The sequence below is a fragment of the Cryptosporangium sp. NPDC048952 genome (assembly GCF_043197895.1).
Lineage (GTDB): Bacteria > Actinomycetota > Actinomycetes > Mycobacteriales > Cryptosporangiaceae > Cryptosporangium.
This window is the reverse complement of sequence record NZ_JBICTY010000008.1, coordinates 453,114-477,264: the sequence shown is the minus strand read 5'-3', so window position 1 is coordinate 477,264 and position 24,151 is coordinate 453,114. Positions and strand designations below refer to the sequence as shown.

Genomic DNA, 24,151 nt, shown 5'->3' with positions numbered 1-24,151 from the left:
CCCACCGTGGACCCCACCCCCACCTCCGGCACGCCCGCTTCCGGCGTCCCGTATTCAGGCGTACCCGTCTCAGGCCCGGCCTCCTTCTCCGGCGCAGCGTCCGTGCCCGGCGCCATGCCGGTCTCCGGCGCGGCATCCGCGCCGGGCGCGATGCCGGTCTCGGGGGCGGCTTCGGTGTCCGGCGCGGCTTCGGTGTCCGGCCGGCCGATCGCGCCGAGCGACCCGACGACGGCGTGGCCGGCAATGAATGACGCCGGTTGGGCAGGTGCGCCGTACACCCGCGCGGCCGGCCCACTCGGCGACCAGTACGCCTCGGCGCTTCCGACCGAGGTCCCCGGAACGCCCTCCGCCCCACCCGTGGTCGGCACCGGCGCAGAGCAGGGCTGGGGCACCCGCCCCGCCTACGGCGCCCCTGCACCCGACTACGGCGTCGCCGGCTACCCCAACGACTCCAGCCGCGCGCCCCTCGCCGGCTGGGACACTCCCCCCGCGCCCATGGCACCCCCCATGTCCGCGCCACCCATGCCGATGTCGGCCCCGCCGATGCCCGAGTCCGGTCCCCCGATGTCTGGCCGGCCCATGTCGGCCCCGCCGATGTCCGGCCCGCCCGTCCCGGGTCGGCCGATGTCGGCCCCACCGGGCTACCCGCCTCCGGGCTACCCGCCCCCGGGCTATCCGGCCCCAGCCGGCCCTCCGACCGCGCAGTGGCCGGCGCAGTCCTACCCGGCCTCGGCACCGCCCGCCGCGAACTACCAGGCGTCGGCACCCCCGGCCGCGAACTACCCGGCGTCAGCGCCGCCCGCGAACTACCCGGCTTACCCCGCCTCGGCGCCCCCCGCGGCACCGAACTACCCGTCACCGAACTATCCGCCGCCGGGACAGAACGCCGGCTACAACAACGGCTATCCCTCCTCCGCGCCGCCGGCGAACTACCCGAACTACGGCGCGGCGCCCCAGCAGCAGTGGCAACAGCCCTCACCTCCCGCGGGTTACCCGCAGTACCCCCCGCAGGACTACCAGCCCCCGGCCCCGCCGATGAGCGGACCGCCGATGAGCGGGCCGCCCGCCCAGGGCCAGTACCCGCCGCCCCCGCCGGATCAGAACGATCAGCAGCAGTACCCGCCGCAACGCTGACCAGCAAAACAACGAACCGGCCGCCGAGGTAACCCTCGGCGGCCGGTTCCGTGAGAGCGAAAGACTCAGCCGAACAACGCCGGCAACGTCCCCGTCCACGCCGAACGCAACTCGTCGAGCGGGATCGAGAACTGCCCCTGCACCTCGAGCGCCCCACCGACCTTGTCGACGACCCCGACCCGCGCCCACGGCAGCGACCGCATCGTGCACATGTCCGTGAACCGCAGCTCCTCGGTGCGCGGCACCGACACCAACACCCGCCCGGCCGACTCCGAGAACAGCCACACGAACGGGTCAGCACCTTCCGGCAGCACGATCCGTGCGCCAACCCCGTACCGCAGCGTCGCCTCGGTCAAGGCCTGCGCCAACCCACCGTCCGACAGGTCGTGCGCAGCCGACAGCATCCCGTCCCGCGACCCGGCGATCAGAATCTCACCGAGCAGCTTCTCCCGAGCCAGGTCGACGCGCGGCGGCACCCCACCGAGGTGACCGTGCAGCGCCCACGCCCACTCCGACCCGGACAGTTCCTCCTCGGTCGACCCGAGCAGGATCAACGACTCCCCGTCGTCCTGGAAACCGATCGGCGTGCGCCGGGAAACGTCGTCGAACACACCCAGCACGCCGATCACCGGCGTCGGGTGGATCGCCGTCGATCCGGTCTGGTTGTAGAAGCTGACATTGCCACCGGTGACCGGCGTGCCGAGCGTCGCGCAGCCGTCCGCCAGACCGGTCACGGCCTGCTGGAACTGCCACATCACACCCGGGTCCTCCGGGCTACCGAAGTTGAGGCAGTTCGTGACCGCCAGCGGCGCGGCCCCGGTCGTCGCCACGTTCCGGTACGCCTCGGCCAGCGCGAGCTGCGCCCCGGCGTACGGGTCGAGCTTGGCGTACCGGCCGTTGCCGTCGGTGGCCAGCGCGATGCCGCGCCCGCTCTCCTCGTCGAGCCGGATCACACCGGCGTCCTCGGGCTGCGCCAGCACGGTGTTGCCCTGGACGTACCGGTCGTACTGCTCGGTGACCCACGTCTTGTCGGCCAGGTTCGGGCTCGCGACGAGCTTCAGCAGCGTGTCGCGCAACTCGTCACCGCTCTGCGGCCGAGGCAGCGTCTCGGCCCGGTCGGCGCGCACCAGCTCGAAGTCGGCGGGCTGCGCGATCGGGCGGTCGTACACCGGCCCCTCGTCGGACAGGGAGCGTGGCGGAACGTCGACCACGACCTCGTCGTGCCACGTGATCACCAGACGGTCACCCTCGACGACCTCACCGATCGCGGTGGCGAGCACGCCCCACTTGGCGGCGAGCGCGAGCACCTCGTCGAGCTTCGACGGCTCGACGATCGCGAGCATGCGCTCCTGCGACTCGCTGGCGAGGATCTCCTGCGGCTCCATCGACGCCTCGCGCAGCGGAACCCGCTCGAGCCAGACGTGCATGCCGACCTTGCCGGCCGCCGCGGTCTCGGTGGTGGCGCAGGTCAGGCCCGCGCCGCCGAGGTCCTGGATGCCGACGACCAGCTTGCGGTCGAACATCTCGATGCAGGATTCGATCAGCAGCTTCTCCGCGAACGGGTCGCCGACCTGCACCGCGGGGCGCCGGGTCTCCGAGCCCTCGTCGAACGTGGCACTGGCCAGCACCGACACACCGCCGATGCCGTCCCGGCCGGTCTTCGCGCCGAGCAGCACGACGACGTTGCCGACACCCTTCGCAGCCGACAGCTGGATGCGGTCGTGCGGCATGACACCGACGCAGAGCGCGTTGACCAGCGGGTTGCCCTGGTAGGACGGGTCGAAGACGACCTCGCCACCGATGTTCGGCAGCCCGAGACAGTTCCCGTAGCCACCGACGCCCGCGACGATGCCAGGCAGCACCCGGGCCGTGTCGGGGTGGTCGGCCGCGCCGAAGCGCAGCGGGTCCATCACCGCGATCGGGCGGGCGCCCATCGTCAGGATGTCGCGGACGATGCCACCGACGCCCGTGGCCGCACCCTGGTACGGCTCGACGAAGCTCGGGTGGTTGTGGCTCTCGACCTTGAACGTCACAGCGAGACCGTCACCGACGTCCACCACTCCGGCGTTCTCTCCCATGCCGACCAGCAGAGCGTCGGTCTTAGGAGCTTTTTCACCGAACTGACGCAGGTGCACCTTGCTCGACTTGTAGGAGCAGTGCTCGCTCCACATGATCGAGTACATCGCGAGCTCGGTCTGGGTGGGGCGACGGCCGAGGATCTCGCGGATCCGGGCGTACTCGTCGTCCTTGAGTCCGAGCTCGAGGTACGGCTGCTGCTCCTCGGGAGTCTGATTCGCGTTGTTCACCGAGTCGGTCACGCGGGCACCATCGCCCGGATCACGGAGGTGAAGAAGCCGAGGCCGTCGGTGGACGGCCCGGTCAGCGCCTCGGTGGCGTGCTCGGGGTGCGGCATCAGGCCGACGACGTTCCCGGCCTCGTTGCTGATGCCGGCGATGTCACGCAGCGAACCGTTGGGGTTACCGCCCACGTACCGGGCGATCACGCGGCCTTCGGCTTCCAACGCGTCGAGCGTCTTCTCGTCGGCCATGTAGGCACCCTCGCCGCTCTTGAGCGGAATGAGGATCTCCTGGCCCTGCTGGTAGTCCTGCGTCCAAAGGGTGCTCGTCGACTCGACCCGCAGCACCTGGTCGCGGTTGCGGAAGTGCAGGTGGTGGTTGCGGCGAAGCGCCCCGGGCAGCAGGTGCGACTCGCACAGCACCTGGAAGCCGTTGCAGATGCCGAGCACCGGCATGCCGCCTTTCGCCGCGTCGATGAGCGACGTCATCGCGGGAGCGAAGCGGGCAATGGCACCGCACCGCAGGTAGTCGCCGTAGGAAAAGCCACCCGGCAGGATCACCGCGTCGACGCCGTGCAGGTCGGCGTCCGCGTGCCAGAGGGCAACCGGCTCCCCGCCCGCCAGTTTGACCGCGCGCAGTGCGTCGCGGTCGTCGAGCGAGCCGGGGAACGTGATGACCCCGATCCGAGCGGTCACTGGGCGACCTCGACACGGATCTCGAAGTCCTCGATCACCGGGTTGGCGAGCAGCGTCGCGGCGGCACGACGCACCTCGTCCAACGCCTCTTCGGTCGCCTCACCGGCGATCTCGACCTCGAAACGCTTGCCCTGACGGACGCTGGCGATCGAGGAGAAGCCGAGGCTTGGCAGGGCGTTGGCGATGGCCTGACCCTGCGGATCGAGGATCTCGGGCTTGGGCATGACATCGACGACGACGCGGGTCGACGCGGGCACGGAAACTCCTGGAAGAGGATGGACGGGCTGCTGCGCAATCTGCGATTCAGCCTACCGAGGTTCGCGCGGTACCTCGGAGTGACCGCCACCCGCACGCCAAGCCCCCGGCGCGCCACCCGGCGTGTTCCCCACCCTCGAGCCCCGCCGACCGCCCGAAGCGGTCCCGTTCCAGCGCCGCGGAACCCGCCGGATTGGGCCCACACGGCTGGCGAGAATGCGGTCCCGTTTCGGCGCGCTGGAGCCAGCGTCATCGGGACCGCTCCGGACGAGGCGGCCGACGCACCCGGCCCGGCGCGCGGATTGACTGGAAGTCGCTCCGGCACCCCGCCAACTGTGAGCCGCAACCAGGCAATCCGCGTCGAACTGTCAATGCCCGGCCTCGATCGCCGGGGCCAGGGTGGTGACAAAACGGGCGGCGGTCGCTTCGACGTCAGCCTTGGCGTCGTCGTCGTTGAATTGCAGTAGGAAGGCGTGCTGGAAGCACGCGCCGAGCAACAGCGCAGCCAACGAAGCCGGGTCAGCGTCCGCCCGTACCCGGCCCAGCTCCTGCTCGGCCCGCAGGTACGCGGTGAGACTTTCGTTCGCCTTGTGCGGCCCGGACCCGGTACGACGCAGCCCGACACGGTGCGCGTCCAGCACCTTCGGCTCGGCGAAGATCGACCCCGAGATCGGAAAGCTGTCCGTGTAGAACTCGATCGCCGCGGCGGCCACCCCGCGAAGGTTCTCGAGCACCGCCCCTTCCCCGGGCTGGAGCGCCTTGACGACCGGCACGAACCGCGGCAACCGCTCCGACAGCACCTGGACGAACAGTTCGGTCTTGTCCGTGAAGTGCTTGTAGAGCGTCGCCTCGGAAAATCCGGCCGCTTTGGCGATCTCCTTGGTCGTGGCATGGGCCAGGCCACGCTCGCGCATGACAGCGGCGGCGGCGTCGAGAATCCGATCCCGGGTGCTCAGCGAACTCTCCCTTGACGACGGTCGGTGTCACCGCCCAGTCTAGGTGGGTGAGTACTTACTAACCATCCCAGGAGGTACTTCCGATGAAACTCACAGTGCTCGGCGCGACCGGCGGAGTCGGCCGATGCGTCGTCACCCAGGCGCTCGCCGATGGCGACCGGGTCACCGCGGTGGTACGCGACCCTGCACGACTGTCCGTTCCCACCCACCCACGGTTGGACGTCGTCCAGGCCGACGCTCTCGACCCGGCGCAACTCGGTCCCCTGATCGCGGGCCGCGATGCGGTGATCTCCTCGCTCGGCCACCGCGGCAGCGGACCGACGACCGTCCTGGCCGACGGGGCGAACGCGCTGGTGAGGGCGGCGTCGGAGGTGGGCATCCGTCGGGTGCTGTTCGTCAGCGCCAGCGGCGCTTACACCGAGAAGGACGACGACCTGGTGACTCGGCTCGTCGCGAAGCCATTGGTGCGGCTGTTCCTCCGGGAGAACTTCCGGGACACCGAGGCCATGGAGCAGGCGATCCGCGCGAGCGGCCTGGACTGGACGATCGTCCGACCGCCGCGCCTACTCGACAAGCCCCACACCGGCCGCTACCGCACGGGCTACGAGGGGGTGCGGGGCGGGTACAGCGTGCCCAGGGCTGACGTCGCCGACTGCTTGTTGTCGTTGATGAACGATCCGGCGTCGGTCGGGCGAGCGGTGACCGTCGCGTCTTGACCCGGGTGGAAGCCCAGCAGACCGGTGCGGCGTGAGACCGGGGTACTCGGTAGGAAGTTCCCGCCGGTCAAGCTACCTGCGTCGAGCACGCTCGTGCCCGGTTGGCCGTCGATGCTCACGTTGACCAGGCTGTAACTGCCGGGAGCGTTGTAGATGCCCACGCCGCCGTTTCCTCCGTTGCCGACGGCGTCGTCGCCTCCACCGTCGCTGACGTTGTTCTGGCCACCGTTCCCGCCGCGGCCGCCGAATCCGAGGTTGATCAGGTTCACGCTGCCGGCCTCGTTGTAGACGCCAGCTCCTCCGTCACCACCGTTGCCGACGACGTTGCCGCCACCGTCTAAGTCGGTAGCCGCCGATGCGCCGGTCGCGCCGAAGGCCACCAGACCGGCGGAGAGCGCGGCGACCTGGGCGCCGCGAGTGATCCAGGGGTTCATGGGTTCTGTTCCTTTCGAGGGGTGGGTGCGGGCCGGCCGAAGCGCCCGGCCGGCCCGCTCCGAATGGGATCAGCCGTCGAGACCGAGCGCGGTCAGCCAGGTCGTACGCGGACCGCCGCTGGGGCCGGCGCCTCGGGCGTCGGCGCCTCGAGCGTCGACACCCTGGGCAGCGCCGCCTTCGGTGGTGACGCTGCCGCCGTTGCCGATGCGGTTCCCGGCGCCGTAGACCTCGTTGTCGTCGCCGCCCTTACCGCCGGCGGGACCCGTACCCGGCATGGCGAGCACATCGGGGAGCCCCGGGATCCCGTCGGGCACCGCCGGCTGCGCCCCCGGGATCCCGAGCAGATCCGTAACCCGAGTACCGCTCTCCTTCACCGGAGCCACCAACTGCTTCACGGGGTCCACCGTCTTGCCGACCTGCTGCTCCGCCGGGGCGATGCTCTGCCCCGCAGGAGCCGCCACCCGGCCGACAGCCCGCTCCCCGGGAGCAACGGCCTGCTCCGGGCCGACCTTGTTGCCACTGCCCCCATCACCCCCACTCCCTCCCTGGCCAGCGGCCACGGGCAGGGCATCGCCGAGCGCACCGGTCACCGCCGCGACGGGGTTCTCCGCTCCAGTTGGTTCCGGAGCAGCGGAGGCACCACCAGCGGCAGCAGCGACCAGACCCGCGGAAAGCACACCGAGGCACGCACCGCGCTTCATCCAGGTGTTCACGACAATTCCCTTCTTCGTGTGGCCAACCGGCCAGGAAGGTGCGGGGGCTCCGCCGAGGGCTAAGTGGTCAGAACTTGCGGGCATCGATCTCGCCGCCGTTGAACGAGGAGTTCACGTCGCCGTAGACCTTGTTGCTGCTGCCACCGCTACCGGTCGTGACGTCGCCCCCGACCTTGCCGACGATCGCTCCGCCGTTGAACGACTCAGACGAGTCGCCGAGAATGGTGTTGTTGCTGCCGCCATTTCCGGCGGTGGCGTCGCCGTAAACGGTGCCCTTGAAGTCCCCGCCGTTGTACGAACCGAGCGCGTCGCCGTAGACCTTGTTGTTGCTGCCACCGTTTCCGGCCTTGACGTCACCCTTCACCGTGCCGGTGAAGTCGCCACCATTGAACGAGTCGACAGCGTCGCTGCGCTTATTGCTCGTGCCTACGGTGTTGTAGCTTCCGCCGTCGCCGAGCGTGGCGTTTCCGTCGGTGTTGCCCTTGTAGCCACCGCCATTGAACGAGCCGCGAACATCGCCGACGATCACGTTTCCGCTACCACCGCGGCCCGTCTTCACCGAGCCCTTGGTGTTGCCCTCGACGTTTCCGCCGTTGTACGAGTACGACACCTTTCCACCGATGACGTTGTCGTCACCGCCGCGGCCCGTGTTGACCGGGCCGGTGGAGTTGCCCCTGTAGTTCCCACCGCTGTACGACTTGGAGACATTGCCGGTGACGTAGTTGTCGTCCCCGCCGTTTCCGGTGGTCACGGGGCCGTAAACCGTTCCGGTGTAGCCCTCGCCGTTGTTCGAGCTGGTGACGCTGCCCAGCACGTCGGTGTGGCTGCCACCGTCGCCGGTCTTCAGCTTGGTGACCTTGGGGGCCGACTCCTGCTGGCACGACTTGCAGGGCCGGTAGTGGTCGGCCGAGACCTGGGCGGCCTGGGCGGTGGTGGCGCCGGCCGCAACAATTCCGGCAGCAATGATGCCGACACCGGCACTCCGACGGATCCACGACTTCACAACAAAACCAACTTTCGAAAGAGGAATTCGGTACGAAGGGGGTTCGACTAGACGCCAAATTTTCACGATCCGCCGTACTGCCTCAACCCCGGCCGACCGCTAAAATGCAATTTGCTCGCTCGCGATTTTCACTGCGGCGTAGAACAGTGAAACTCGGTCTCGAAAATACTCAGGAAGAACACAAAGGTCGACGCCCCGGAACGGGCGTCGACCGATGTTCAACGATTCTTCGAAGCGGGCGCGGATTTCGCCTTCGGCACACACTTTCCCGGAACCCGCACGTCCACCGTCTCCCCGGGCTCGGCCTCGATCACCTTGCCACCGATGACCACCTTGCCGGTCTGGAACGATCCCTCGTTCCGCCCGCCCACCCGGTTACCACTACCGACCTTGCCCACCGTGACCCGAATCCGTCCCGGCGGCTTGCACTCGACCTTCCTCACCCGCTTCTCCACCCCGCCCCGCTCACTGCCAGACTGCCGTTCTGCTCCGGACCGCTGCTCGGTGCCGGGCGGGATCGCGGCCCGAGGCTGAGCCTCGATTGCAGGCGGGATCGCGGCCCGAGGCTGAGCCTCGGCGTCAGGCCGCAGCGCGGTGCCCGGCCGAGCCTCGACGTCAGGCTCGATCTTGGTGCTGAGCTGCGGAGAGCCGGTGGAGACCGCCAGTGGACGGTCCTTCTCGCTGGGGGCAGGGCCGTCACCGCTGGCTGACGACGAAGCCACCGTCACCCCCACGGCAACCAACCCAGCGATCGCACATACAGACGTCCAGACTCTGGCCATGCGCCGTCCTCCTCACGTCGTAGTCATTCGATCCACAGCCGCGAGCGCGCGATCAGCGCGCCCGCGGCCGCGGGTGAATCAACGGAGCTTGATGCCGCCGGCGTTGAAGGAGTCCTTGGCGTCCCCGCCGACCCAGTTGTCGCTGCCGACGTTGCCGGTCTTGGCGTGACCCTCGAAGTCACCGTCGATGTCGATCCCCTTCGAGTTGAAGGAGTTCTTGGCGTCTCCACCGACGAAGTTGTCGTCACCGACGTTGCCGGTACGGGCGGTGCCCTCAAGGTCGCCGTTCACGCGGACGCTGCCGCTGGTGAACGAGTCCCGCGAGTTGCCCTTCACCGTGTTGTCGTCACCGACGTTGCCGGTGGACACCTTGCCCTCGACGTCGCCCTTGACCCACACGTCGCCGGTCTGGAACGAGTCCTTGGCGTCCTTCTTGACGTAGTTGTCGTCACCGATGCTGCCGGTGGTCACCTTGCCGCGAAGGTCGTCGCCCACGTGGATCCGACCGGTCGTGAAGGCGTTGTCAGCGTCACGGCCGACCTCGTTGCGGTCACCAATGCTGCCGGTCGTGGCGCGGCCCTTGAACTCGTCCTTGACATAGATACCGCCGGTCCGGAAGGCGTCATACGCATCGTCGCCGACCTTGTTCTTCTTGCCGATGCTGCCGGTCGTGGCGCGGCCCTTGAAGTCCTTGTCGATGTTGATGCCACCGGTCTCGAACGAGTCGTACGAGTTGTCCTTGACCGTGTTGTCGTTTCCGATCGAACCGGTCTCGGCGCAGCGCTTGCTCCAGGGCTTGCAGTCGTCGTCCGCAGCCTGCGCCGAAGACGCAGCAGCACCGACGATTCCGGCAGCGACCATCGAGATGGCAAGACTGTTCCGGACCCAGGTGTTCATGAAGGAGTACCCCCGAAATCTCCCCATGCAATTGCAATGAGGAATGAATGGATTGGCAATCTGAACGGGTGTCGATCACCCGCAGACCCGACCTGACGCGCCCAACAAGCCGGTACGGCGTCGGGCCAGGCGTCTTCCTCAACAGCAACGGCACGGGAATTCAGGAATTTGCTGCACCGCCTCACGAGGAAGCCAGCACGAACATTGTCAGAGGCGGATTTTCTTCGCAACCCCGAATGGATGCGAAGAAACCGGACGGTGAATCACAGTCACATTAACGTTCCGCTGCGCCTCGAATCACCTGCCGCCGCAGCGTCATTCGGAGCAGCTCCACGTACTTCAGGCACTCCGCAGCCCTCGATCGCGGAACTTCACGGCAATCGATGCGGGGTCGAGCCGCCCGCCCAACACGCGGCACGACCTGCGGTGTACCACGCGAAACACAGTCACGCGTGACAGATACGCCCGTGCCGTTCCCATACCCGACCACATCGCCGACGATTACCTGATTACTAGCGCCATCGCCGGTTCGGACCTCAACCGAACATGCCCGCTGCGCCACGCCTTCCGACCGATCAGTGCTTTTACCCGCGGGATCACCGCTAGTAATGCCGGCTTGCGCCGCCGTGGCCCCAGTCGTAAGAATTCCGATCGCCAACAACCCGACAGTAATTGAATTCTTGAATGATCCCATAGAATGGCCATCTCCTCAGTTGCCTGCAAGGGGAGACCGATTCCGACACACGGAAGCGAGTATACCGATCACAATCCGCGTGCGCGTAGGTTCACGGCCCGCCTTTCACCAGAAGGCGTCGTCCGAAACGATTTGCAAGACCGCAAGCCGATGGAATCGGATCACATACCCAAATCGTACGTCACTCCCCGAACCCCACAAGCCCATTACAACGCTCTCTTAAGCACTGCGCGTTCGCTTATCCTCATGGCCGCAGGCGCCGCCCCGAGATGGGACGGCGCCTGTCGCTTCAGCCCTGCGCTAGATTTCCGACAACGTACCGCTGCGGTTCGTCAGGAGAGGTTGACGTTTCCACTGCCGAATGCGTCAGTGGCGTCGCCAGCGCTGACGTTCCCATTTCCGATGCCGTCGATCGTGGTGGTTCCGTTGTAGGTTCCGTTACTTGTGAAGCTGCCTGTGTTCCAGGACCGCAGAGCATTCCCGCCACTGCCATTGGCGTCACCGATGCCGCCCGTGGTGACTGCACCCGTGGTGCCGAGTGAACCCGTGACGGCGATCGATCCGGTTTCGAAGGACTGATTCGCGGCACCGACGGTGCCGTTGTCCGATCCGATTCCTCCGGTCTGAGCAGCGCCTCGCATGGCCCCGGTTGAGGCTACAAAGCCAGTTTGGAACGAGTCAGCGGCCGTTGCAGCCTGGTTCCGGGAGCCGATTCCCCCCACGTTGACAGTTCCAGTGAAGTTGGCAGCGGGAACGTTGATCGAGTTGATAGTTCCGCCACCCTGGTTAGTGCCACCTCGCCGCCACGAACGGTCCGCAGCACCAACGGTAGTGCCATTGTCGTCGCCGAGCCCGCCGACATTGGTGCAGCCAGGCGTGGTGCACGGGGCGGCCTGGGCGGCCGAGGCGCCGATGACGGCGGTAGAGCCAGCAATTCCGGCGGCGAGCATGCTGACGGCGAGGCCGTTGCGAACCCACGTCTTCATGTAAATCCCCCAATTGCTCCTGGCGACGGCGCCAGGAATTTGAAATGAACTGACATACGGAATACGGGTCGTGAGCACGAGCAGTTACCGCAGCGCGGCATGACGCGGCGAGCGCGTCAATGGATTGCCGAGCTGCGGAAGTTTCCCCTCCCGCACGAAGCTAGAGACCCCGTATGCCGACGGCGACATCGAGTGAAGCCGGACGAACAATCGCATGTTGGTCAAATCCGGCGCAACCCAATACACATGGAAAAATCAACGAGTTTGTCGCGATTGGTTTAACGTCACGTTTCCGCAGGTCAGCGAACCATCGCCGCATTCCACGCCCTTGATTGGAACGAGTAAGGTGCGCGGATCAACCAAATCCTCGAATGCACAGCAAAGTTTTAGGTGCCAGCATCGACGATAGAAGTAAGACATTCCGACTGACGTCGGCTATAGCGAAAGTGGGTCAGCGCCAAGCGCCCCACGATTCAGCGCGAACGCTCACAATGAGAAAATAAGACGTATCGCGCCCGCTATCAGTAGTACTGAATCTCCTTGCGCCTCGCCCCACGCCGCCCCACCACGAACACCCCACCGGCAACAACGAACAGCGCCGGCCCAACAAGGCCGGCCACGTACGGCAATGCGGATGGCTCCGTACGCGCGCTGTCACCGAATGCCCGCGCCTCGATCACGTCGTACTCGAATGCCCCGCCGCTTTGTCGGTAATCAACCAACGACCCGAAGTGCTCCCCACCGTCCAACGGCCACGAAGCGTCCCAGCACTCGATCGTCCCGTCGACGCCGCTCTGGTACTTCCCGAGGCACTCGTCCCCGATACTCACCGACACCGCACGCCCGAACAGGTACGTGTACGCCATCCACGACCACAGGCAACACACCGCAGCCACCACAGCAAGACCGAGGGCCAGCACGCCGGTGGCCCCGAGGGATCGCTTCGTACGTCGCATGACGCTAATTGATGGGTCAACTAGCCCACCGAGGGGCCATGTTTACGGGATCTTTACCCGACAAAAATCACGCCGCGCCCCACTTGGGGGCGCGGCGCCAGCAACACGAACTCCACGCTCACGAGGGGTGAGAACACCCCACTATTGGATCCGGCTCTTGCCGAGGAAGCCATCGGTACCGACGACGAAGTACCACTCCGGCGGCGTCCCCTTGAGCTCGCCGTTGGCGTCGAACGCGATCTGCCCCGTGACGCCCCGCGCGTTGTACGTCGACAGGAACTTGTTGACGTCCGCGCGGGTCTTGTTCCCCGCTGCGAACGCAGCCATCAGCGCCGAAGCCGCGTCGTACATCTCACCGACGTAGAGGTTCGGCCGAGTGGTCGTCTTGTCCTCGACCTTCTTGCGGAACTCCTCCGACAGACCGGCGCCCGGAGTACACGCGCACACGATCACGGTGTCCTTACCCGTGTCTTCGGTCTCGGTGACGTACGCGCTGTCGATCATCCCCGGACCGCCAACGAGGTCGATGTCTTTTCCACCGGCCGCGGTGACCGCGTTCCGGATCCCCGCGCCCTCCGCGGCGAACCCGGCGAAGGCAACCACTGTCGCGCCGGCGTCGACGACCGACGACGCCAGCAGCGTGAAGTCCGTCTGCCCGGTCTTCACCGTGGAGGTGCCGACCACCAGATCGCCCAGCTCCTGCTTCGCCGTGGCCACCATCGACTTCGGGTACGGCGTCCCATCGTCGACGACGTACACCTTTGCGGCCGGATCGGCGCCCTTGATGTACTTCGCCATCGCGACGCCCGAGTCGCCGTCCGTGCCCACCGTGCGGTGGAAGTACTTCATCTTCATCTCGCCGAGCGACACCGTGGACGTCGTCGGGTTCACCATCGGCAGGCCGGCCTTGTCGAACAGCGGCGACGCGGCGAGGGCCTCCTTCGAGTACAGCGGCCCGACCACACCCAGGATCGACTTGTCCTTGATGATCTTGTCGGCCAGGAGCTTGGCCTTGCCTTCCTCGCCGCCGCTGTCGAACTCGCGGACCGCGACCGTGCAGTCCGGGTTCTTGGCGTTGTACTCCTCCGCCGCGAGCGTCGTGATCGCGACCGCCGCCTCGCCCGGATCGTCCGCCGAGCCGCCGGTGTCACCGACCACCGCTACCGTGCCGCTCGCACAGCCCTTCTTCTCGTCCGCCGGCGCCGCCGCGGTGTCGGCTTTCCCGTCGTCCTTCATCAGGTAGTAGGCAGTGCCACCGCCACCACCAACAACTACCAACGCTAAGACGACGATGAGCGCGATGCCGACGAGGGAGCGCTTCTTCTTGGGCGGGGCTGGTGGGGGGCCGGCGGCGTACTCCTGGCCGTACGCGCCCTCCTGGCCGTACGCGCCCTCCTGGCCATACGCGGCCTGCTGGTCGTACTGCCCTTGCTGCCCGTACTGACCCCCCTGTTCGTACTGCGCCTGCTGGTCGTACTGAGCTGGCTGCTCGTACTGGGAGCCGTACTGGGCCTGCTGGCCGTACTCCTGCGGCTGGCCGAACTGCTGCGGCTGCCCGTATTGCTGCCCGTACTCGGCAGGCTGCCCGTACTCGGCAGGCTGCCCGTACTCGACAGGCTGCTGGCCGTACTCGGGCTGACCGTACTGCTGCGGCTGCCCGTACTGGGGCTGGCCGTACTGCTGCGGCTGCTGCCCGTACTGCGCGGGCTGCCCATAAGGCGGCTGCTGCCCGTACTCGGGCTGACCGTATGGCTGCGGCTGCTGCCCGTACTGGGGCGGCTGCTGCCCATACTCGGGCGGCTGCTGGCCGTACTGACCCGGCTGCCCGTACTGGGGCTGGCCGTACTCCCCCGGCTGCTGGCCGTACTGGGGCGGCTGTTGACCGAACTGCGCGGGCTGCCCGTAGGCCGGTGGCTGCTGACCGTAGGACTGCTGGTCGTACGACGGCGGACCTGACGCCTGACTCGGCGCCGGTGGTCCGCTCGGCGACTGCTCCGGTGGAAGCGTCCAGCCAGGTTCTCCGCCGGGATGCTCGCCTTCGCTCGGTTGGCCGCCGCCGGCCGGATACTGGGTCATCACCGTTCCCCGTGGTCACACTGAAGTCACTCGGAAGGTTTCGTTCTCCCGAGAAGCGCCCAGAATACGTACCGCCTGCTACTAGCGCGACGGACCGGGGTGAGGATGGCCGAATAGCAGGATGCCGAGGTCACCCTGCGTACCGACGGGTTGCGCCGAGTATCAGGTCCGAGACGGCCGAGCCTCGGACGGCCAATCGGGAGAACGTCTCGAAGATGCGCTCGTACACCGCGATCTCGTGGGGTTCACGGAGCGTCAGCTCCGCGCCGAGCGTCTCCACCAACGCGTAGTCCCGATCGAAGATCCAGAAACCGTTCAGCGGCCCCACGGGCCACCGCGCTCCCAACGGCACCACTGCGAGATCGACGGTCGGAATGCGCGCCACCGCGAGTAAGCGTTCCAGCTGCGCACGCATGGTCGCCGAATCGGCTATGCGGCAATACAGCGCCGTTTCGGCAAGAACGAAGTGATATCGCCGATGTGGCTGGAGAAGCACGTCCTGTCGGCTGAGTCGTGCGCGCACGCCGTCCTCGACGTCGTCAGAAATGTCGTAGGTACTGACGAGTCCTTGGAAAACGGCGCGGGCGTAGTCAGCGGTCTGCAGTAAGCCGGGTAGCACGCCGGGCTCGAACGCGCGGATCAACGTGGCGTCGGCCTCGGCCTCGCGGCGCTGGACCTGGCGCGCTCGGGTGCCGGTCGACAGACGTTGCCGCCACTCGGTGTACTCGATGCGCGCCTTGCGGAGCGCGACCTGGAGGCGCTCCGCGTCGTCGTCCCCCGCGCCGGTGGCCTGAACCCACGCGTCCACGTCGGACGCGGTCGCGGTCTGCTGACCGCGCTCCAACTTGGACACCTTGGAATGCGGCCAGCCGGTGCGGTCCGCGACCGCTCTACCGGTCAGTCCGGCGTCTTCGCGCACTTGGCGCAGTTGCAATCCGAAGACGCGCAGAGCGTCATGGGGCTTGGCCACGGAACCGGTCTTCCCTCCTGGCACGAGGGTAACGGTCGGGGTCCGACCACCCGGACACCGACCACCGCCTTTGGCGACCCCACAGTCCTCAGTGGCCTCCGGCAGCCACAGGGGTCGGCTTCCGGATCAGGTTCGGGTCGAAGAAGACCCCAAACCGCGGTCAGACGGGAAGTAGCAGAGGAGGTCCAACGGGATCTCCACCGCGGTCTCGTGGGCGGGTAGGCCACGCTCGGTGAGTGCGGCGATGGCCTCGGCGTCGGTGACGCGCCAGCCTTGGACGACCAGCGTGCCGCGGTCGGTCTCGTAGACCGAAGGACACGAGCCGTAGGAACTGTTGGTGCCGCGGAATGTCAGCTTCATGATTTATCCCCCCGGGTCCACACTGAACTGCCCAGCGCCATGCGGCACGGCACTGAGGACACAAATGGTTGCTAAAGGTCGAGAAAATCCCAACCCCGGACGGGGTACCTCGAAGCTATTTCTCGCAATTTCTTGAACTTCAGAGGCGAAAGCAGTCATCCTCGGGGGTGGGTGCCGAGCGCCAACGTTGTCGCGCGGTGCCCCACACTCCGTAAGGGCGATCGGAGGGCCGATGGCACGCGTTCGCACAACTCAGTCGCGTCCGCACGGAGACAGCGCGACCAGACCCCGTCCCGGGCGCCCGCGGCCGGCCGGTCCGCGTCCGCCGAGCCCGTCGAGCGGCCCACGATAGTGAGCTCTACGAGCCCGCCATCTGACGCGGGCAACACCGAGCTCTGGCTCGCCGGCTACGAGTTGCGGTCGGCGCATCTGCCTGTCGACGGGTCGGCGGAGTGTCCGGTCTGTCACACGAACTGGGAGTGCGCTGCCTACCGCAACGGCGTCGAGATGATGCGTGCAGCCACCGACGGTCCCCCCTCCCCGCTGGAGGACCGCTGGTCAGGCACTGGGCGAGGGCGAGACGCCGGGCGTTGACGCGTGCTTGAACACGGCGACCACCCGCTGCGCGATCGCTTTCTGACCGGCCGGGGTGGGGTGCGATCCATCGGACGAGATAGCCGACTCAGCCACCCAGCCCTGCGTGTTCACGTAACGGATGCCGGTCGCGGCAGCCGCCTCCTTGACCGCCAAGCGGGCGTCGATCAAGCCTTGGGGCGGGTCGCTACCGGGCCAGAACGGGGCCAGTGCGACCACCGTGGCCTTCGGGTAGGCGATCCGGACGTCGCGGAAGTAGGCACGGACGGCGTCGTCGTAACCTTCCCGGAGCTCGGAGTCCTCGAGGTCGTGCCGACCGCTCGAGATGACGACGACGCCCGCGGAGAACGCCTTCTTGTCGGCGGCGAGGCGACCGGTGAACGCCGCGGTGCCGTCACCGGCCTTGATCGTGTAGCCGGTGCCGTTCTGGGCGTCGACGTTCGCGACCCAGCCGAGTTGGTCGGCAGCGAGCTCGGCGAACGTGGCCTCGTCGTCCGAGCCGGCGGGACCGTCGTTGCGGGCACCGGCGAGGTAGTCGTCGCCGACGAATAACGCGGATGGTTGGGCCGACGGGGACGCGCTGGCTGCCTCGTCGAACCCGGGCGGGCTCGTGTACGGCGGCGGATCTTTCGGCGGCGCTACCAGCACATACACGATCACCGAAAGACCTAGCACGACCAGGAACGCGGCCCCTGCGTTCCGGATCCATGACATGCGCTCAGTCTTTCAGCGCGCGGGGTGCGCGCGCGACCTCCGGGTCACCGGCACCCGAACGGCAACCGACCTGCCACTTGTGGCGCTCCTTCGCGGTCGCACGGTTGCAGTGTCGCCTCGGGGGAGGCGAGGTCAGGAGAAGATCATGACGCTCACCGTGAAGGCCGAGGCGCTTTTTGTCAGTGCCGTTCAGCCGTCGGAGGATTGCAGCGAGGCTCGGCTGGAGGCTGCGATCTCGTCGAGCCTCGAGCAGTTCGGCGGGCCGTCGGGGTGCGCTCAGCGCCTTGCCGCCGAGTTCGGCGACCACCCCGAGACCGCGGTTCCCCGCATGCGCTGGGCTCTGGACACCGTCTCCACCCCCTAACCACCCTCCCGCTCGTTCAGGTAGCGATCCCAGTTGAATCGCTGCGGCCCGTCGTCCTTCCCGTCCGGGTCCGACGCCAATCGCACCTTGATGTCGTCCCGCCAAGCCACCGCCCACCGCCGGATGTCGGCGATCCGCTCGTCGTCCAGCCCGTAAGCCCGGAACGTGATGTCGTCGAGGTGCTCGGCGGCACCGACTCGATCAGCGAAGTCGGCGAGCTCGAAACCGGGGTCATGTCGAGCGCAGAGACGCTCCAGTTGCCGCCACGTGAAGTGCTTGCTGGCCGCGTGCACGTCGATGAAGTCCCGTGGCACGGTCCGCCCGGCAATCGCCCTGACTTTGAGTCCGACTGCGTCCTCGAAGCTAACGACCGGCCCCAACGCTGAATTTGTCGGCCGTTGCAATGCCTCCTTCATGACGTCCACCTCGCAGGTGCCCTCCGGCGTGTGCACGTCCATCCGGGCCAGACGTGCGTTCACCTGGATCACGTCGACGTCGAACCCCATGTTGCGATAGGCCGCAACCAGCGTCTCGACGACCTCGGCGACCGGGGTCGTCTCGCAGTAGGCGAAGTCGACGTCCTTCGACGGCCGGTCGACCAACTCGTGTGCTTGCACGGCGTATCCGCCCGCCAGCACGAGGCCTAACTCGGCGGTCGCCGAAATTCCGATGTCCAGCATCCGTCGGTGCAGCGGATTCATCGGCATCGTCAGACCGCCGATGCGAGCGGAAGCCGCGACTCCCAGATCACGATCATCTGCTTCGGCAGAAGGCGCCGCAGCATCGGCCAGTCCTGTTGCAGCAGACCCGCGTCCATGAATTTCGCCACGTCGATGCGCCGGCCGACGTCGATGAGGATCTGATACATGTGCACACGCTCAACGTCCACCAGGACGTCGAAAGCGGTCATGCCCGACCAGGCAAGGAAATTCGGCAGTTGAACAACGCCCGAGGTCGGGCCGTAAAACTCGTCGAACGACTGCGGAACTCGTTCTTCGGCCCCCTCGTAGCGAGACGGCAGCATGTCAGCAGTTAGGCTCATGCCATCCAGTGTGTTTCACCTCCCTCCACTGTGCAGTCGTCCGAACGGACTCATTCCTACAAGATTTCACCGGGCGTGTACAGGGCCGCCTTCGGGTGGCGGGTGGCCACCTCGCCCACCCGGCGCGCGACCTCCGCGACCTGCGCCGATGCAGCACCGGTGAACGCCGACGGGTCGGCGACCAGCGACGCCACCGTCGTGGCGTCGAGCCGCAGACGCTCGTCGGACGCCAACCGCTCGAGCAGGTCGTTGCGCTCGATGCCCTTCTCCCGCATCTCCAGCGCCACCGCGACCGAGTGCTCCTTGATCGCCTCGTGCGCCACTTCGCGCCCGACTCCGCGCTGCACCGCGGCGACCAGCACCTTCGTCGTCGCTAGGAAAGGCAGGTACCGGTCGAGCTCACGCTGCACCACCGCGGGGTACGCGCCGAACTCGGTCAGCACCGTCAGGAACGTCTGGAACAGCCCGTCCGCGGCGAAGAACGCGTCCGGGAGCGCGACCCGGCGGACGACGCTGCAGAACACGTCCCCCTCGTTCCACTGGTTGCCGGCCAGCTCACCGGTCATCGACGCGTATCCGCGAATGATCACTGCCAGGCCGTTCACCCGCTCGCACGAACGCGTGTTCATCTTGTGCGGCATCGCCGACGACCCGACCTGCCCGGCCTTGAACCCCTCGGTCACGAGTTCCTGACCGGCCATCAACCGGATCGTCGTCGCCAGGCTCGAAGGCCCGGCTGCCGCGACGACCAGCGAGGACACCGCGTCGAAGTCCAGCGACCGCGGGTACACCTGCCCCACGCTGGTGAACACGCGCGCGAAGCCCAGGTGCCGCGCCACGGCCTCCTCCAGCGCGGCCAGCTTCAGCGGGTCGCCACCGAGCAGGTCGAGCTGGTCGGCAGCGGTACCGACCGGTCCCTTGATCCCCCGCAGCGGGTAGCGGTTCAACAGCTCGGAGAGCCGCTCGTACGCCAGCAGCTGCTCCTCGGCCGCCGAGGCGAACCGCTTGCCGAGCAGCGTGGCCTGCGCCGGCACGTTGTGCGAGCGGCCGGTGAGCACCAGCGCGTCGAATTCGACCGCCCGCGCGGCCAGGCGCACCAGCGAGGACACGACCCGGTCGCGGATCAGCTCCAGCGACGCCCTGACCTGCAGCTGCTCGACGTTCTCGGTGAGGTCGCGCGAGGTCATGCCCTTGTGGATGTGCTCGTGGCCCGCGAGCGCCGAGAACTCCTCGATGCGCGCCTTCACGTCGTGCCGTGTTACGCGTTCACGTTCGGCAATCGACGCCAGGTCGACGTTGTCCACGACCGCCTCGTACGCCTCGATGACGCCGTCGGGCACCGGCACCCCCAGCTCGCGCTGAGCACGCAGCACCGCGATCCAGAGCTGACGCTCCAGCATGATCTTGTGCTCGGGCGACCAGATCCGGGTCAGCTCGGGCGAGGCGTAACGGGCGGCGAGAACATTCGGAATCACCCACCCATCTTCGCTCACACGATCAGCAGCGTCTTCCCGACGGTGGCGCGAGCCTCGATCGCGGCGTGCGCGTCGGCAGCGCGCTCGAGCGGGAACACCTGCCCGATCAGCGGGTCGAGCCCCGAGGACAGCGCGGATTTTGCCAGCTCAGTGGGGCTTCCCTGGACGTCCCGCAGAGTCAACACGCGTCCGGCGACAGTGCGCGGATCCGTCATCGCCCCACCCGCACCCCCGTGGATCACGAACCGCCCTCCGGGCTTCACAAGCCCAGCCGCCCCCGCCCCGATCTCTCCACCCACGCCGTCGAACACCAGGTCAAGACCACCGGTCAGCTCCCGGACCCGCTCCACCCAGCCGGACTTCCCGTACTCCACGGCTACTGCTTTTTTATTGACGACGTCCACCTTGCCGCTGCTACCCACAGCGCCGATCACGCGGGCATCGACACTCAGAGCGAGCTGAACCAACAGGGTTCCGAGCCCGCCGGCCGCCGCCTCGACCAGTACCCACTCCCCGGCTACCGGTGCGGCGAGCCGGAACAACCCCACCGCCGTGCGCCCGTCCGTGGCCAGCCCGACGCCGTCGGCGGTGGACAGCCCCTCCGGGATCGGAATCAGGTCGGCGACGTTCACCGCAGCTTTCGACGCGTAGCCGCCCGAGCCGCCGGTCGTGGCGAACACCCGCTGCCCGACCAGGTTCTCGTCAGTACCGGGCCCGACCGCGCTGATCACACCGCCGATGCCGTTTCCTGGCACGAACGGCGGATCCGGCAACGGAAAGACGCGGGGCGGGCGCCCGGCGCGGATCTGGGTCTCGACGAACGAAATGCTCGCCACTTCGACGTCGACCAGTGCTTGGTCTTCTGCAGGAACGGGGTCGGGCAGCTCAATCGGAACCAATACCGAGGGATCGCCGAATCGGATCAGCTGAATCGCGCGCATGCAGCTCAGCCTGCAACCTCAAGCTCGCTTCAGGTCAAGGCGATGGTTGTCCCGACAACCATCGCTCAGGCGGGTTTTGGCGACCCGGCGCCGTCGGAGACCGGCCAGCACGAGGTGGCCTGGGCCAGGGGCGAGCGCGGGGCGAGCCACATGGCGACTGCGCCGATGAAGCCGGCCAGCGCGAACACGTAGAAGCTCCAGACGCCGGCATCGGCATCCAGCAGGACCCCGCCGAGCGTCGGCCCGATCACCGAGCCGATCCGGCCGATCCCGGCGATCCAGCCGAGCGCTGTCGCGTGCGTGGCCGCGGGGTAGTGGTTGCCGACGTGCGCGTACAGCACGACCTGAGCGGTGAACAGGAAGAACCCGGCGAGCGCGGCGGCGAGGTAGATCAGCACCGACGGCATCCGGATGCTGATCAGCCCGACGAACACCGCTCCGGTGAGGAACCAGATCGCCGAGGCGCGCTTCGTGCCGAGCCGGTCGGCGATCGGACCGGTGAGCAACAGGCCGGCCACCGCACCGACGTTCGTCACGACCAGGAACGACAGCGCCGAGCCGAGTCCGTAGCCCGAGCTGCGCATGAGCTGCGGCAGCCATGTGCCGAACCCGTAGACCAGCAGCAGCCCGCAGAACGACGCGACGAAGAACAGCAGCGTGGCGGGGAGGTACCCCCGGCCGAAGATCGTCCGGAGCGCTCCGGACCGATCCGTGGAGGCGCCGGCAACGCGGGTCCTGGCGGCGTCGAGGTCCACTCCGTGGCGACGCGCGACCTCGGCGGCCTCGTCCTCACGGCCGCGAGCGAGCAGGAATTCGACCGACTCGGGCAGGTAGCGCCACAGCAGCGGCAGCATGACCACGATCGGGACCGCGCCGGCCCAGAACATCGCGCGCCACCCGAACGCGGGAAGGATCGCGATCGCCAGCGCGGCCACGACCAGGCCCCCGACGTGATAGCCGGTCATCATCCAGGTCGCACCGGAACCCCGGCGACGCTCACCGATGTACTCCATGACCAGCGGCATCGCGGTGGGGATCAACCCGCCGAGCCCCAGCCCCGCGAGGAAACGCCCTATTCCGAACACCGTGGGGTTCGGAGCCAGTGCGCAGAACGCCATCAGCACCGAGAACCAGGTCGCGCAGGCCATGATCGTCCACCGGCGACCGATCCAGTCGGTGACCGTGCCGATCGTGAGCGAGCCGATCAGCATCCCGAACGTGGCGTAACTACCGATCCGGCCGGCCTCGGAGGCGGTCAGGTGCCAGTCCGGGTCGTCGAGGAGGTCGGGGATCACCGTGCTGTAGACGAAGAGATCGAACCCCTCGAGCAGCACGACGAACCAACACAGCCCAAGAACGGTACGTGCGATGCGATCGGGCACGGCGACCTCCCGGTGGCGCGGCGGTGACTGCACCCGTGCCCGACCCGAGCCCCCGGAAACACCACCGTTCCACTGACCGAAACGCCGCAGAGAGTTGGGCGGAGACAGCATGAAACTGGCCGCCGACCAGGCGCTCGAGGGAGCGTCAGCCGACGGCCAGTCGAAGAAAGGTGCGCCCAGTCGCGGACCTAGAAGTTGATCATGTGCCCGGCCAGGCCGTGGACGGCTTCCTTGACGGCCTCCGACAGCGTCGGGTGCGCGTGAACGTTCCGCGCGACCTCGTGCACGGTCAGGTCCCACTGCTGGGCCAGCGTCAGCTCCGGCAGGAGCTCGGTGACGTCCGGGCCGATCATGTGGGCACCGAGCAGCTCGCCGTACTTGGCGTCGGACAGGATCTTCACGAAGCCGCCCGGGTCGCCCAGGCCGTGCGCCTTGGCGTTCGCGGTGAACGGGAACTTCGCGACCTGGACGTCGTAGCCCTTCTCACGCGCCTGCTCCTCGGTGTAGCCGAAGCTGGCGATCTGCGGCTGGCAGTACGTCGCCCGCGGGATCATCACGTAGTCGACCGACTGGGTCTCGGCACCGGCGATCGTCTCGGCGGCGATGATGCCCATCGCCTCGGCGGCGTGCGCCAGCATGAGCTTGGCGGTGCCGTCACCGATCGCGTAGATGTGCGGGACGTTCGTCCGGCAGAACTCGTCGATGTCGATCGCGCCGCGCTCGGTGAGCGCCACGCCGGTCTTCTCCAGGCCGAAGCCCTCGGTGCGCGGCGCGAACCCGATCGCCTGCAGCACCTTGTCGGTCTCCAGGACCTGCTGCTCGCCGTCCTTCGTGACCGTGACGCGAACCTTGGAACCCGAGTCGTCGATCGACTCCACCCGGGTCGAGGTGAGCACCTTGATGCCGAGCTTCTTGTAGCGCTTCGCGAGTTCGGCAGAGACCTCGGGGTCCTCCAGCGGCACCAGCCGGTCGAGGAACTCGACGATCGTCACGTCGACGCCGTAGTTCTTCATGACGTACGCGAACTCGACGCCGATCGCACCCGCACCGGCGATGACGATGCTCTCGGGCAGGTTGTCGGTGAGGATCTGCTCCTCGTACGTCACGACCCGCTCGGACAGCTGCGTGCCCGGCAGCAGCCGGGTGGTGGCGCCGGCCGCGATGATCGCGTTGTCGAACGTGACGGTCTCGCTGCCGCCGTCGTTGAGCGCGACCTCGATCGTGTTCGCGTCGGTGAACGTTCCCCAGCCCTGGTACTGCTGGATCTTGTTCTTCTTCATCAGGAAGTGGACGCCCTTGACGCGACCGTCGGCCACCTTGCGGCTCCGGTCGAACGCGGGCTTGAAGTCCACCGAGACCGTGCCGTCGACGGTGATGCCGAACTGCTTGGCCTCCTTCTGGAAGATGTAGGCCAGTTCGGCGTTCCGCAGCAGCGCCTTGGACGGGATGCAGCCCACGTTGAGGCACACCCCACCCCAGTACTGCTTCTCGATGATCGCCACCTTTTTGCCGAGCTGCGCGGCTCGGATCGCGGCGACATAACCACCCGGGCCCGCGCCCAGTACCACGACATCGAAGTGTGTGCTCACGCTTTCCACCCTATTCCGGATCCCGCGCCGAGAGTCAGGCGCCCGGCAGCCACCGTTGAACAACCTCACGGTTGTGAAAATCATTCCCACCAGCGTGGCCCGTGCCCCTCGCGGCGGGCGCGGGT

General features: G+C 67.5%; 23 protein-coding genes and 2 pseudogenes. 3 read left to right on the top strand and 22 right to left on the bottom strand.

Annotated elements, in window-relative coordinates; translation table 11 throughout:
* A pseudogene (locus ACGFY5_RS39500) lies at positions 1 to 368 on the bottom strand (hypothetical protein); the annotation flags it as partial.
* A gap of 256 nt (positions 369 to 624) precedes the next feature.
* Between ACGFY5_RS39500 and ACGFY5_RS39495 the strand changes: the two are divergent.
* A complete protein-coding gene (locus ACGFY5_RS39495) occupies positions 625 to 1,134 on the top strand; it encodes a hypothetical protein (RefSeq protein WP_392729050.1) in 510 nt (169 codons plus the stop codon).
* A gap of 68 nt (positions 1,135 to 1,202) precedes the next feature.
* On the opposite strand, the pseudogene purL reads toward ACGFY5_RS39495, so the two are convergent.
* The 4 genes and pseudogenes from purL to ACGFY5_RS39475 form a co-directional block, all read right to left on the bottom strand.
* Positions 1,203 to 3,446 (bottom strand): annotated as a pseudogene (gene purL / locus ACGFY5_RS39490) (phosphoribosylformylglycinamidine synthase subunit PurL); the annotation flags it as partial.
* A gap of 2 nt (positions 3,447 to 3,448) precedes the next feature.
* Positions 3,449 to 4,126 (bottom strand): phosphoribosylformylglycinamidine synthase subunit PurQ, encoded by a 678-nt coding sequence (purQ, locus tag ACGFY5_RS39485; RefSeq protein ID WP_392729047.1) that lies wholly within the window; start codon positions 4,124 to 4,126, stop codon positions 3,449 to 3,451.
* Positions 4,123 to 4,383, bottom strand: coding sequence for a phosphoribosylformylglycinamidine synthase subunit PurS (gene purS, locus ACGFY5_RS39480; RefSeq protein ID WP_392729045.1), 261 nt, complete (start codon positions 4,381 to 4,383; stop codon positions 4,123 to 4,125). The genes purQ and purS overlap by 4 nt, the downstream gene beginning before the upstream one ends.
* 366 nt (positions 4,384 to 4,749) lie before the next feature.
* Entirely contained in the window at positions 4,750 to 5,319 is a 570-nt protein-coding gene (locus ACGFY5_RS39475) for a TetR/AcrR family transcriptional regulator (protein ID WP_392729087.1), read from the bottom strand.
* Between the two features lie 101 nt (positions 5,320 to 5,420).
* Between ACGFY5_RS39475 and ACGFY5_RS39470 the strand changes: the two genes are divergently transcribed.
* Positions 5,421 to 6,053, top strand: coding sequence for an NAD(P)-dependent oxidoreductase (locus ACGFY5_RS39470; RefSeq protein ID WP_392729044.1), 633 nt, complete (start codon positions 5,421 to 5,423; stop codon positions 6,051 to 6,053).
* On the opposite strand, the gene ACGFY5_RS39465 is transcribed toward ACGFY5_RS39470, so the two are convergent.
* The 11 genes from ACGFY5_RS39465 to ACGFY5_RS39415 form a co-directional block, all read right to left on the bottom strand.
* The gene (locus ACGFY5_RS39465; RefSeq protein ID WP_392729042.1) at positions 5,939 to 6,487 is read right to left on the bottom strand and encodes a hypothetical protein; all 549 of its coding nucleotides are present in this window, start codon (positions 6,485 to 6,487) and stop codon (positions 5,939 to 5,941) included. The two genes, ACGFY5_RS39470 and ACGFY5_RS39465, sit on opposite strands and share 115 nt — an antisense overlap.
* 69 nt (positions 6,488 to 6,556) lie before the next feature.
* Complete coding sequence (locus ACGFY5_RS39460) at positions 6,557 to 7,201, bottom strand: hypothetical protein (RefSeq protein WP_392729040.1); 645 nt, start codon at positions 7,199 to 7,201, stop codon at positions 6,557 to 6,559.
* A 67-nt stretch (positions 7,202 to 7,268) separates the two neighbouring features.
* Positions 7,269 to 8,204: a hypothetical protein gene (locus ACGFY5_RS39455; RefSeq protein WP_392729039.1), complete on the bottom strand. Its 936-nt coding sequence runs from the start codon at positions 8,202 to 8,204 to the stop codon at positions 7,269 to 7,271.
* A 218-nt stretch (positions 8,205 to 8,422) separates the two neighbouring features.
* Positions 8,423 to 8,986 carry a hypothetical protein gene (locus tag ACGFY5_RS39450; protein ID WP_392729037.1) on the bottom strand — a complete coding sequence of 188 codons (564 nt, stop codon included), beginning with the start codon at positions 8,984 to 8,986 and terminating at the stop codon, positions 8,423 to 8,425.
* Positions 8,987 to 9,064: 78 nt separating this feature from the next.
* Positions 9,065 to 9,883: a hypothetical protein gene (locus ACGFY5_RS39445; RefSeq protein ID WP_392729034.1), complete on the bottom strand. Its 819-nt coding sequence runs from the start codon at positions 9,881 to 9,883 to the stop codon at positions 9,065 to 9,067.
* A gap of 1,026 nt (positions 9,884 to 10,909) precedes the next feature.
* The gene (locus tag ACGFY5_RS39440; protein ID WP_392729032.1) at positions 10,910 to 11,641 is read right to left on the bottom strand and encodes a hypothetical protein; all 732 of its coding nucleotides are present in this window, start codon (positions 11,639 to 11,641) and stop codon (positions 10,910 to 10,912) included.
* Between the two features lie 443 nt (positions 11,642 to 12,084).
* Positions 12,085 to 12,519 carry a hypothetical protein gene (locus tag ACGFY5_RS39435; protein WP_392729030.1) on the bottom strand — a complete coding sequence of 145 codons (435 nt, stop codon included), beginning with the start codon at positions 12,517 to 12,519 and terminating at the stop codon, positions 12,085 to 12,087.
* Positions 12,520 to 12,660: 141 nt separating this feature from the next.
* Positions 12,661 to 14,595 (bottom strand): ABC transporter substrate-binding protein, encoded by a 1,935-nt coding sequence (locus tag ACGFY5_RS39430; protein ID WP_392729028.1) that lies wholly within the window; start codon positions 14,593 to 14,595, stop codon positions 12,661 to 12,663.
* A 130-nt stretch (positions 14,596 to 14,725) separates the two neighbouring features.
* On the bottom strand, positions 14,726 to 15,565 hold the full coding sequence (locus ACGFY5_RS39425; RefSeq protein WP_392729026.1) for a helix-turn-helix domain-containing protein: 840 nt from the start codon (positions 15,563 to 15,565) through the stop codon (positions 14,726 to 14,728).
* A 126-nt stretch (positions 15,566 to 15,691) separates the two neighbouring features.
* The gene (locus tag ACGFY5_RS39420; protein WP_392729023.1) at positions 15,692 to 15,925 is read right to left on the bottom strand and encodes a hypothetical protein; all 234 of its coding nucleotides are present in this window, start codon (positions 15,923 to 15,925) and stop codon (positions 15,692 to 15,694) included.
* Between the two features lie 558 nt (positions 15,926 to 16,483).
* Positions 16,484 to 17,233 (bottom strand): SGNH/GDSL hydrolase family protein, encoded by a 750-nt coding sequence (locus ACGFY5_RS39415; RefSeq protein WP_392729021.1) that lies wholly within the window; start codon positions 17,231 to 17,233, stop codon positions 16,484 to 16,486.
* 145 nt (positions 17,234 to 17,378) lie between these two features.
* On the opposite strand from ACGFY5_RS39415, the gene ACGFY5_RS39410 reads away from it, so the two are divergent.
* Positions 17,379 to 17,597, top strand: coding sequence for a hypothetical protein (locus ACGFY5_RS39410; RefSeq protein WP_392729020.1), 219 nt, complete (start codon positions 17,379 to 17,381; stop codon positions 17,595 to 17,597).
* Here ACGFY5_RS39410 and ACGFY5_RS39405 read toward each other — a convergent pair.
* The 6 genes from ACGFY5_RS39405 to lpdA form a co-directional block, all read right to left on the bottom strand.
* Positions 17,594 to 18,304 carry a nucleotidyl transferase AbiEii/AbiGii toxin family protein gene (locus ACGFY5_RS39405; RefSeq protein ID WP_392729018.1) on the bottom strand — a complete coding sequence of 237 codons (711 nt, stop codon included), beginning with the start codon at positions 18,302 to 18,304 and terminating at the stop codon, positions 17,594 to 17,596. The two genes, ACGFY5_RS39410 and ACGFY5_RS39405, sit on opposite strands and share 4 nt — an antisense overlap.
* Before the next feature lie 2 nt (positions 18,305 to 18,306).
* On the bottom strand, positions 18,307 to 18,639 hold the full coding sequence (locus ACGFY5_RS39400; RefSeq protein WP_392729016.1) for a hypothetical protein: 333 nt from the start codon (positions 18,637 to 18,639) through the stop codon (positions 18,307 to 18,309).
* A 56-nt stretch (positions 18,640 to 18,695) separates the two neighbouring features.
* Complete coding sequence (purB, locus tag ACGFY5_RS39395; protein ID WP_392729013.1) at positions 18,696 to 20,114, bottom strand: adenylosuccinate lyase; 1,419 nt, start codon at positions 20,112 to 20,114, stop codon at positions 18,696 to 18,698.
* A 14-nt stretch (positions 20,115 to 20,128) separates the two neighbouring features.
* Positions 20,129 to 21,055, bottom strand: coding sequence for a zinc-binding dehydrogenase (locus ACGFY5_RS39390; RefSeq protein ID WP_392729012.1), 927 nt, complete (start codon positions 21,053 to 21,055; stop codon positions 20,129 to 20,131).
* A gap of 65 nt (positions 21,056 to 21,120) precedes the next feature.
* Positions 21,121 to 22,437, bottom strand: coding sequence for an MFS transporter (locus ACGFY5_RS39385; protein WP_392729009.1), 1,317 nt, complete (start codon positions 22,435 to 22,437; stop codon positions 21,121 to 21,123).
* A gap of 188 nt (positions 22,438 to 22,625) precedes the next feature.
* The gene (lpdA, locus tag ACGFY5_RS39380; RefSeq protein ID WP_392729008.1) at positions 22,626 to 24,026 is read right to left on the bottom strand and encodes a dihydrolipoyl dehydrogenase; all 1,401 of its coding nucleotides are present in this window, start codon (positions 24,024 to 24,026) and stop codon (positions 22,626 to 22,628) included.
* Between the last annotated feature and the right edge of the window lie 125 nt (positions 24,027 to 24,151).

What these genes read in the sequence shown, in the direction of transcription:
- ACGFY5_RS39410 (WP_392729020.1), top strand. Translation starts at nt 17,379, where the DNA reads ATGACGCTCACCGTGAAGGCCGAGGCGCTTTTTGTCAGTGCCGTTCAG.
- ACGFY5_RS39495 (WP_392729050.1), top strand. Translation starts at nt 625, where the DNA reads ATGTCGGCCCCACCGGGCTACCCGCCTCCGGGCTACCCGCCCCCGGGC.
- ACGFY5_RS39450 (WP_392729037.1), bottom strand. Translation starts at nt 8,986, where the DNA reads ATGGCCAGAGTCTGGACGTCTGTATGTGCGATCGCTGGGTTGGTTGCC.
- ACGFY5_RS39430 (WP_392729028.1), bottom strand. Translation starts at nt 14,595, where the DNA reads ATGACCCAGTATCCGGCCGGCGGCGGCCAACCGAGCGAAGGCGAGCAT.
- ACGFY5_RS39390 (WP_392729012.1), bottom strand. Translation starts at nt 21,055, where the DNA reads ATGCGCGCGATTCAGCTGATCCGATTCGGCGATCCCTCGGTATTGGTT.
- ACGFY5_RS39400 (WP_392729016.1), bottom strand. Translation starts at nt 18,639, where the DNA reads ATGAGCCTAACTGCTGACATGCTGCCGTCTCGCTACGAGGGGGCCGAA.
- ACGFY5_RS39445 (WP_392729034.1), bottom strand. Translation starts at nt 9,883, where the DNA reads ATGAACACCTGGGTCCGGAACAGTCTTGCCATCTCGATGGTCGCTGCC.
- ACGFY5_RS39420 (WP_392729023.1), bottom strand. Translation starts at nt 15,925, where the DNA reads ATGAAGCTGACATTCCGCGGCACCAACAGTTCCTACGGCTCGTGTCCT.
- ACGFY5_RS39470 (WP_392729044.1), top strand. Translation starts at nt 5,421, where the DNA reads ATGAAACTCACAGTGCTCGGCGCGACCGGCGGAGTCGGCCGATGCGTC.
- ACGFY5_RS39465 (WP_392729042.1), bottom strand. Translation starts at nt 6,487, where the DNA reads ATGAACCCCTGGATCACTCGCGGCGCCCAGGTCGCCGCGCTCTCCGCC.
- ACGFY5_RS39405 (WP_392729018.1), bottom strand. Translation starts at nt 18,304, where the DNA reads ATGCCGATGAATCCGCTGCACCGACGGATGCTGGACATCGGAATTTCG.
- ACGFY5_RS39435 (WP_392729030.1), bottom strand. Translation starts at nt 12,519, where the DNA reads ATGCGACGTACGAAGCGATCCCTCGGGGCCACCGGCGTGCTGGCCCTC.
- ACGFY5_RS39415 (WP_392729021.1), bottom strand. Translation starts at nt 17,233, where the DNA reads ATGTCATGGATCCGGAACGCAGGGGCCGCGTTCCTGGTCGTGCTAGGT.